At 69.0% G+C, this 9898-nt stretch carries 3 protein-coding genes and 1 tRNA gene; 3 read left to right on the top strand and 1 reads right to left on the bottom strand.

The genetic code is table 11. The features are described from left to right. Positions 1-263: 263 nt before the first annotated feature. Positions 264-336 (top strand) — tRNA-Thr (locus IG90_RS0136495). Positions 337-390: 54 nt separating this feature from the next. Here IG90_RS0136495 and IG90_RS0136490 read toward each other — a convergent pair. Beyond that, positions 391-3018, bottom strand: coding sequence for a SpoIIE family protein phosphatase (locus IG90_RS0136490; protein ID WP_030594683.1), 2628 nt, complete (start codon positions 3016-3018; stop codon positions 391-393). A gap of 400 nt (positions 3019-3418) precedes the next feature. Between IG90_RS0136490 and IG90_RS0136485 the strand changes: the two genes are divergently transcribed. Then, a complete protein-coding gene (locus tag IG90_RS0136485) occupies positions 3419-8875 on the top strand; it encodes a HAMP domain-containing protein (protein WP_030594679.1) in 5457 nt (1818 codons plus the stop codon). Between the two features lie 244 nt (positions 8876-9119). Continuing rightward, complete coding sequence (locus IG90_RS0136480) at positions 9120-9803, top strand: response regulator (RefSeq protein ID WP_030594674.1); 684 nt, start codon at positions 9120-9122, stop codon at positions 9801-9803. The last annotated feature ends 95 nt before the right edge of the window (positions 9804-9898 follow it).

Genomic DNA, 9898 nt, shown 5'->3' with positions numbered 1-9898 from the left:
CCGATGGTACTGCAGGGGGGACCCTGTGGGAGAGTAGGACGCCGCCGAACAATTTTTCCGGGAAAGCCCCGCACCTTTTGGTGCGGGGCTTTTCTGCGTCACGGGCGCAGACCGCGGCGTGCGCTCCGTGCGGCGCCTATGCCGGGCCGGCAAGACGCAGGACCTGTCGGAAGGGCCGCAGAGCCGCAAGCCCAGGGCCGGCGGCGATTATGAGCATCTCCGGATCCCGTGTATGGTTTACCTCGTTGCCACAGCGCAGCAAGGCCCCAATAGCTCAGTCGGTAGAGCGTCTCCATGGTAAGGAGAAGGTCTGCGGTTCGATTCCGCATTGGGGCTCGGAAGACAAACGAAAGGCCCCCGCCGTGTGGCGGGGGCCTTTCGCGTTGGAGGTCAGACGCGAGGCGGCTCCGGGACGCGCATGGCCAGGATTGCCATGTCGTCCGAGGCCGGCTCGGCCGCGAAGCGTTCCACGGCTCGCAGAATGCGTGAGGCGACCGCTCCGGCCGTCAGGCCCGTACAGGTCGCCAGGACGTCCGCCAGGCCGTCGTCGCCCAGCATGCGGGCTCCCTCGCGGCGTTCGGTGACGCCGTCCGTGACGCACAGGAGGACGTCACCCGGGTTGAGGACGACTTCCTGCTCGTACAGGTCGAGGTCCTCGATGACGCCGAGCAAGGGCTGCGGTTCCGCGGCGGACTCGACGGAGCCGTCCTGGCGGAGACGCAGCGGCAGCGGGTGGCCGGCGCAGACGACCTTCAGGAGAGCGCTGCCGTCCTCCTGCGGCCACAGCTCGCCGTAGAGAAGGGTCAGGAAGCGGCTGCGGGCGCCCTCGTCGAGGATCGCCGCGTTGAGGCGCTCCAGGACCGCCGGACCGCCGAAGCCCTCGCGGGCGAGCAGGCGCAGCGCGTGGCGGGCCAGGCCCGTGACGGCGGCCGCCTCGGGGCCCGTACCGCACACGTCGCCGATCGCGAAGCCGTATGCGCCGTCGCTGATCGGGAAGACGTCGTAGAAGTCGCCGCCGACCTCGTTGCCCTCGCCCGCGGCGCGGTAGATGACCTCGATCTCGACGTTCGGGATGTCAGGGAGGCCCGGGGGCAGCAGGCTGCGCTGGAGGGACTGGCTGATCGCCATGCGCTCCGAGTACAGGCGGGCGTTGTCCAGGGCCAGGGCGGCCCTGCGGGAGAGGTCCTCGGCCAGTTCCAGGATCTCCTGGCGGAAATGGTCGTCCGAGGGCTTTCCGAGCGTCAGCATGCCGATCACGCGGTTGCGGGCGACCAGCGGCAGGACCACCGTCTCACCGCCGACGGCCTGGGCCGTGGCGAGCGTGGTGCGGGTGGCCGTGCTCATGCTCAGCGGCGCGTCGCGCTGCAGGCTGCGGGTCGAGGTGCTCAGCGCGGCACGGTGACCGGCCTCCGAGGGGGCGGCCCAGACGCGGGCGCCCGGGGCCGGTACCGGATCCGGCGGGGCGATCTTGGAGAGCAGGGCCTTGAGCCCGTCGATGAGGTCTTCGTCCTCGTGGAGGACGTACGAGAGGTACGGCTCGGACGACTGGTCCGCGATCGTGTAGACGGCGCACCAGGTGGCCAGCGTCGGGACCGTCATCTGGGCCATGAGCGCCAGGGTCTGGTCCCGGTCGAGCGTGCCGGCCAGCAGGTCGGAGGCCTCGACGAGGAAGGACAGGGAGCCGCGGCGCAGCCGTTCCAGCTCGCCGAGGCGGGCGGACTCCACGGCCAGGGCGATGCGGTCGGCGGCGAACTGGAGGCGCAGGGCCTCCTCGTTGGAGTAGCGGCCCGCGCCTTCCGCCGCGACGCCGAGGGAGCCGGTGAGGCGGCCCTCGACCTTCAGCGGGACCGTGACGACCGAGCGCATTCCGGTGTCGGTGAGCAGCGGCACGGCACCGGGGACGGCGGTGAGGTCCTCGTGGACCGCCGGCATCCGGGCGGAGCCGTAGCGTCCTGTTCCGGCCTCGACGGGGACCCGGGCGAAGCGCTGGCGGGCCGAGGGCAGGCCGGTCGTCGCGCGGACCTCCAGCTCCGTCTCGTCGTCCGTGGCGAGCAGCAGGAACGCCGCGTCGGCGTCGAGCATGTCGCGGGCCCGCTCGACCGTCCGCTGGAGGAGACCGTCCAGGTCGTCCGGGGCCGGGGAGCCGATGAAGACCTCGAACGGGTCCGCGGTGCGGTTGTCGGCCGAGGAATCGGAGACCGGTGCGCGGACGGGGGACTGGAGCACGGCGCGCTCGTCGTCGCGGACGAGGAGACAGACCGTGGAGGGTTCGCCTTCGGTGTCGCGGACCCGCAGGTGCGAGGAGTAGACGGCGATGGTCCGGCCGTCGGCGCCGCGGATCCCGTAGCTGCCCTCCCAGCGGGAGAGCTGGAGCGCGTCGGCGATGCCGGTGTTGGTCCCCGGAGTGTGCGGCCAGGCCACGAAGTCGGTGAACTGCTTGCCGGTGACCTGTTCCGCGGTGTGCCCGAAGACGTACGTGGCGTCGTCGTTCCACGCGCTGATCGCGCCGGTGCTGTCGATCTGGACGACGGCGACCCGGACCCGCTGGTCGGTGACCGGGAGGAGCGAGGTGGGCAGGACCGGGCCCGCCGAGCGGATGCCCACCGGCCGGTCGGGCAGGTCCAGCTGGAACCAGACGTGTTTACGGGTGGGGGAGTACTCGACGCCCCAACGGGAGGCGAGGGCGGCGCAGAGCAGCAGACCGCGGCCGTTCTCGCGGTCGGGGCTGCCGAAGTCGAGGCCGTTGCCCTGGAGCGGAACCTCGCGTTCGGGATAGTGGTCGGAGACCTCGACCCGGACGCCGTCCGCGGCGCGCAGGCACAGCACGTCGGCCGCCGTCCCCGCGTGCACGACGGCGTTGGTCACGAGTTCACTGGTGAGGACGACGGCGTCGTCGACGACATCGTTGTAGCCCCACCCCTGGAGCGTGTCCCGGACGAAAGCGCGGGCGGTCGCGACGGAGCGTCCGACCGGTTCGAAGGTGGCGGCCGCGCGCGCGGTGATCACAGCACTCCCCATATTGGTGTCTCGTCGCTTCCCCGAGTCCTGTGCCCGTTTATCGCCGCTTCGATTCGCTTGCCAGGCTAGACGTTCGTCAAGGGTGCCGGTACACGAGGGCCGAGTTCGGGACAGGGCGGTCCGGCAGTGGTGTGCGGGCGCACAAGTATGGACTCCCGGTGCACGGGATGGCGGGCAACCGGCACAGGTTGCCCGCCGACCGGTTCCGGCCTGGTACGTTGCCATGATTTGACGTCCGCCCGGTCGCCCGTTGACGGTGTGCAGTGGCGGTGAGCCAAAGTGGAACTGAGCAAGCTTCCGGATAGGCCCGAGTGAAACGGTCAACCCCTGCGGGAGGGACACGGTGGAGTCTGGCGTGGCGGCGCAGGGTTCGAAGGCGCGTACAAAAGGCGGACAGTCCGTGAAAAAGCAGCGCAATGGCACCGTCGAAGTGGACGCGGCAGCTCTGAACAGAGTGCTCGCGGGCCTCGTGGCGATGCGCGACGGCAATTTCCGCCGGCGGCTCACCGTCTCCGGCGACGGCGTGATGACGGAGATCGCGGCGGTCTTCAACGAGGTGGCCGACCGGAACCTTCACCTCACCGGTGAGCTGGCGCGCGTACGGCGCGTGGTCGGCCGCGAGGGCAAGCTCACGGAGCGGCTGGAGACAGGCGCCTGCGAGGGTTCCTGGGCCGCCGCGATCGATGCCTCCAACGAGCTCGTCGACGATCTCGCGCGACCGGTGTCCGAAGTGGGCCGGGTCCTGTCGGCGGTCGCCGACGGTGACCTGGAGCAGCGGATGGAGCTGCGGTCGCACACGACGGACGAGACGGTCCGGCCGCTGCGGGGCGAGTTCCTGAAGGTCGCCCGTACGGTCAACAACCTGGTCGACCAGCTGTCGGTCTTCACCGAGCAGGTGACCCGGGTCGCCGTCGAGGTGGGCACCGAGGGCAAGCTCGGCGGGCAGGCGCAGGTGCGCGGGATGTCCGGGTCCTGGAAGGACCTCACGGACTCCGTGAACACCATGGCGTACCGGCTGACGGCCCAGGTGCGGGACATCGCGCTGGTGACGACGGCGGTCGCCAAGGGCGATCTGTCGCGGAAGGTCACCGTCCATGTGGCCGGCGAGATGCTCCAGCTGAAGAACACCGTCAACACGATGGTCGACCAGCTGTCCTCGTTCTCCTCCGAGGTGACGCGCGTCGCCCGTGAGGTGGGCACCGAGGGTGAGCTGGGCGGTCAGGCGACCGTGCCGGGTGTGGCCGGTGTGTGGAAGGACCTCACCGACTCCGTCAACACGATGGCGGGCAACCTCACCTCCCAGGTGCGTGGAATCGCTGAGGTGACGACGGCGGTCGCCAGCGGTGACCTGACGCAGAAGGTCACGGTGAGCGCGCGCGGCGAGGTCGCCCAGCTCGCCGAGACGATCAACCAGATGACCGAGACGCTGCGTACCTTCGCCGACGAAGTGACACGTGTGGCGAGCGAGGTCGGCGGCGAAGGGCTCCTCGGCGGTCAGGCGCAGGTACCGGGGGCCGCGGGGACGTGGAAGGACCTCACCGATTCGGTGAACACCGTCTTCCGGAACCTGACGACGCAGGTGCGCGACATCGCGCAGGTCACGACGGCGGTGGCCAGCGGTGACATGTCGCAGAAGGTCACGGTCGACGTGGCCGGCGAGATGCTGGAGCTGAAGAACACCGTCAACACGATGGTGGACCAGCTCCAGTCCTTCGGCTCCGAGGTGACGCGGGTCGCCCGGGAGGTCGGCGTCGAGGGCCGGCTCGGCGGCCAGGCCGAGGTACCGGGCGCGGCCGGGACGTGGAAGGACCTCACCGACTCGGTGAACACCGCGTTCCGTAACCTGACCGGTCAGGTCCGGGACATCGCGCAGGTCACCACGGCGGTCGCCAACGGTGACCTGTCGCAGAAGGTCACCGTGGACGTGGCCGGCGAGATGCTGGAGCTGAAGAACACCGTCAACACGATGGTGGCGCAGCTGTCCAGTTTCGCCGACCAGGTGACGCGGATGGCCCGCGACGTGGGCACCGAGGGCCGCCTCGGCGGTCAGGCGCGGGTGGACGGCGTCTCGGGTACGTGGAAGGAGCTCACGGACTCCGTCAACTTCATGGCCGGCAACCTCACCTCCCAGGTGAGGCAGATCGCCCAGGTGACGACGGCGGTGGCGCGGGGCGACCTGTCGCAGAAGATCGACGTGGACGCCCGCGGCGAGATCCTGGAGCTCAAGAACACCATCAACACGATGGTCGACCAGCTCTCCGCCTTCGCCGACCAGGTCACCCGGGTCGCCCGTGAGGTGGGTACGGACGGGCGGCTCGGCGGTCAGGCGCAGGTGCCCGGCGTGGCCGGAGTGTGGCGCGATCTCACCGATTCGGTGAACGGTATGGCCGGGAACCTCACCGCTCAGGTCCGTAACATCGCGCAGGTCGCCACGGCGGTGGCGCGCGGTGACCTGTCGCAGAAGATCGACGTGGACGCCCGGGGCGAGATCCTGGAGCTGAAGAACACCCTCAACACGATGGTGGACCAGCTGTCCAACTTCGCGGAGCAGGTGACGCGGGTCGCCCGTGAGGTGGGTACGGAGGGCATCCTCGGCGGTCAGGCCGAGGTGCAGGGCGTGTCCGGCACGTGGAAGGACCTCACCCAGTCCGTCAACGGCATGGCGAACAACCTGACCCTCCAGGTCCGCAACATCGCCGAGGTCACCACCGCGGTCGCCAAGGGCGATCTCTCCAAGAAGATCACCGTCGACGCCAAGGGTGAGATCCTCGAACTGGTCACGACCGTCAACACGATGGTCGACCAGCTGCTGAACTTCGCCGACGAGGTGTCCAGGGTGGCCCGTGAGGTGGGCACCGAGGGGATTCTCGGCGGTCAGGCGCGGGTGCGAGGGGCGACCGGCATCTGGAAGGACCTCAGCGAGAACGTCAACCTGATGGCCAACAACCTGACCAGTCAGGTACGTAACATCTCCCGTGTCTCCTCCGCGGTCGCCAACGGCGATCTGACGAAGAAGGTCACCGTGGAGGCGCGCGGCGAGGTCGCGGAGCTGGCCGACACCGTCAACACGATGGTGACGACGCTGTCGTCGTTCGCCGACGAGGTCACGCGCGTGGCCCGTGAGGTGGGCACGGAGGGCGAGCTGGGCGGCCAGGCCCGGGTGCCGGGAGTCGCCGGTACGTGGAAGGACCTCACCGAGTCCGTGAACTCGATGGCCTCCAACCTGACCGGTCAGGTGCGGCAGATCGCCACGGTCACCACCGCCATCGCCAAGGGCGACCTGACCAAGAAGATCGACATCGACGCGCGCGGCGAGATCCAGGAGCTGAAGAACACCATCAACACGATGGTCGACCAGCTGTCCTCGTTCGCGGAGCAGGTGACCCGGGTCGCCCGCGAGGTGGGTACCGAGGGGCAGTTGGGCGGTCAGGCGCGGGTGCGGGACGTGGACGGCACCTGGCGCGACCTCACCGAGTCGGTGAACGAGATGGCCGGGAACCTGACCCGTCAGGTGCGTGCCATCGCGGCCGTCGCCACCGCGGTGACCCGCGGCGATCTCAACCTGAAGATCGATGTGGACGCGGCCGGCGAGATCCAGGTCCTGCAGGACAACATCAACACGATGATCGCGAACCTGCGCGACACCACCCTCGCCAACAAGGAGCAGGACTGGCTGAAGGGCAACCTGGCCCGGATCTCCGGTCTGATGCAGGGCCGCCGCGATCTTGACGACGTGGCCTCGCTGATCATGAGCGAGCTGACGCCGGTGGTCTCGGCGCAGCACGGTGCGTTCTTCCTGGCCATGGCCGCGGGCGACTCGGACGAGGTGGGTCCGGACAACGGTGCGGCCGGCGCGTACGAGCTGCGGATGCGGGGGAGCTACGGCTACTCCGCGGGCTCGATGCCGACCTCCTTCCGTCCCGGTGAGACGCTCATCGGGACGGCGGCCGAGGAGAAGCGGACGATCCAGGTGGACAACGTGCCGCCGGGCTATCTGAAGATCTCCTCCGGGCTGGGCGAGGCCCCTCCGGCGCATGTGATCGTGCTGCCGGTGCTCTTCGAGGGCAAGGTTCTCGGCGTGATCGAACTGGCTTCCTTCCAGCCGTTCACGCATATCCAGCGGGACTTCCTCAACCAGCTCGCCGAGATGATCGCGACGAGCGTCAACACGATCAGCGTCAACACCAAGACCGAGAAGCTCCTGGAGCAGTCGCAGGAGCTGACCGAGCAACTGCGTGACCGCTCGCAGGAGTTGGAGAACCGGCAGAAGGCCCTCCAGGCGTCCAACGCCGAACTGGAGGAGAAGGCCGAGCTGCTGGCCCAGCAGAACCGCGACATCGAGGTGAAGAACACCGAGATCGAGGAGGCGCGGCAGGTGCTGGAGGAGCGCGCCGAGCAGCTCGCGGTCTCGATGCGCTACAAGTCCGAGTTCCTGGCGAACATGTCGCACGAGCTGCGGACGCCGCTCAACTCGCTGCTGATTCTCGCCAAGCTGCTGGCGGACAACGCCGAGGGCAACCTCTCGCCGAAGCAGGTGGAATTCGCCGAGACGATTCACGGGGCCGGTTCCGACCTGCTCCAGCTGATCAACGACATCCTCGACCTGTCGAAGGTCGAGGCGGGCAAGATGGACGTCAGCCCGACCAGGATCGCGCTGGTCCAGCTGGTCGACTACGTGGAGGCGACCTTCCGCCCGCTCACCGCGGAGAAGGGCCTCGACTTCTCCGTACGGGTGTCTCCGGAGCTTCCCGCGACACTGCACACCGACGAGCAGCGTCTGCTCCAGGTGCTGCGCAACCTGCTCTCCAACGCGGTGAAGTTCACCGACAGCGGTGCGGTGGAGCTGGTGATCCGGCCGGCCGGCGCCGATGTGCCCAACGCGATCCGGGAGCACCTGCTGGAGGCGGGTTCGCTGCGGGACGCGGACGCCGATCTGATCGCCTTCTCGGTCACCGACACCGGGATCGGGATCGCGTCCAGCAAGATGCTGGTGATCTTCGAGGCGTTCAAGCAGGCGGACGGCACGACGAGCCGGAAGTACGGCGGCACCGGCCTCGGTCTCTCCATCAGCCGGGAGATCGCACGGCTGCTCGGCGGGGAGATCCATGCGGCGAGCGAGCCGGGACGTGGTTCCACCTTCACCCTGTACCTGCCGTTGCACCGCGCCGAGCTGCCGCCCCAGGGCTACCCCCCGGTGGGTTCCGGTTCCGCCGAGGTGCTGGGCGGGGCGGGCGAGATGGGGCACGCGCAGTCCCCGGGCCGGCCGGCCCCGTTCGGCGACCCGGCCAACTCCGCCGGGATGTTCCGGCGGCGGCGCAAGGCCCTGGGCGACGCGGCACGCAGGTCTGCGCTGCCGACCGGCCGCACCGCGTCCGAGAGCGCCCCGCAGCAGGAGGAGTGGGCGCAGGGGAGCCAGGACGAGAGCCAGCTCCAGGGCCAGGCGGCGGTGGAGGAGCCGGAGCCCCGGCGGACATTCCGCTTCCGCGGTGAGAAGGTGCTCATCGTCGACGACGACATCCGCAATGTCTTCGCGCTCACCAGCGTTCTGGAGCAGCACGGACTGGCGGTGCTGTACGCGGAGAACGGCCGCGAGGGCATCGAAGTGCTGGAGCAGCACGATGATGTGACGGTCGTGCTGATGGACATCATGATGCCCGAGATGGACGGTTACGCGACGACGACCGCGATCCGGCGGATGCCGCAGTTCGCCGGGCTGCCGATCGTCGCGCTCACCGCGAAGGCGATGAAGGGCGACCGGGAGAAGGCCATCGATTGCGGAGCTTCCGACTATGTGACGAAGCCGGTCGATCCTGATCACCTGCTCGCGGTGATGGAGCAATGGATGCACGGAGAGTGATCGAAGGTTGAACGAATCAGCGTGAGTTGTTGACCGACTGTGCTCGAACGAGTGTGAACTCGCTGCATTCGGGGAACCTTCTGGTCTCCCACCGCGTTTGCGGTGTGTGCACAGTGACATCGCGGTGACAGGGTGTGGTGACGGGCGGGGTGCGGCTACCATGACCGGCACAAGGACGGACGGCGTAAGGGAGTCGTCCCCTGGGGCGGCACCCGGTGCATTTCCGGGGCGAGGAGGACGGGCCATGGTGCAGAAGGCCAAGATCCTCCTGGTCGATGACCGGCCGGAGAATCTGCTGGCGCTGGAGGCCATCCTCTCTGCGCTCGATCAGACACTGGTCCGGGCATCGTCAGGGGAGGAGGCGCTCAAAGCGCTGCTCACGGACGACTTCGCGGTCATTCTGCTGGACGTCCAGATGCCGGGCATGGACGGTTTCGAGACCGCCGCGCACATCAAGCGGCGGGAGCGGACCCGGGACATCCCGATCATCTTCCTCACCGCGATCAACCACGGTCCGCATCACACCTTCCGCGGCTACGCGGCCGGCGCGGTGGACTACATCTCCAAGCCGTTCGACCCGTGGGTGCTGCGCGCCAAGGTCTCGGTCTTCGTCGAGCTGTACATGAAGAACTGCAAGCTTCGCGAGCAGGCCGCCCTGCTGCGGCTCCAGTTGGATGGCGACGGCCACGCGGGCGGCGAGCACGAGAGGGAGCCGGCCGGTCTGCTGGCCGAACTCTCCGCGCGGCTCGCGGCGGTCGAGGAGCAGGCGGAGGCGCTCTCCAAGCAGCTCGACGACGAATCCGCGGACGCCGCCGCGGTGGCCACGGCCGCCCACCTGGAACGCAAGCTGACCGGCCTGCGCCGCGCGCTCGACGCGCTGGAGCCGGGCACCGGCGGGGGCTCGGGCGTGCTGCCCGCACAGAGCTGACACCCTCCCTCCTCCGTCGTGAGGCGGCGTCAGTTCCCTGCCGCCCGAAGTCGACACGGTCGGGTGAACCAGTAGGCGAACGTGTTCACGGGCGA

It is taken from the genome of Streptomyces anulatus (assembly GCF_000721175.1).
Lineage (GTDB): Bacteria > Actinomycetota > Actinomycetes > Streptomycetales > Streptomycetaceae > Streptomyces > Streptomyces anulatus_C.
The sequence above is the reverse complement of the archived record's forward strand: the minus strand, read 5'-3'. Positions and strand labels throughout refer to the sequence as shown.

Excerpts from the sequence above, each read along its gene's own strand:
- IG90_RS0136490 (WP_030594683.1), bottom strand. The coding sequence starts at position 3,018 with ATGGGGAGTGCTGTGATCACCGCGCGCGCGGCCGCCACCTTCGAACCG.
- IG90_RS0136480 (WP_030594674.1), top strand. The coding sequence starts at position 9,120 with ATGGTGCAGAAGGCCAAGATCCTCCTGGTCGATGACCGGCCGGAGAAT.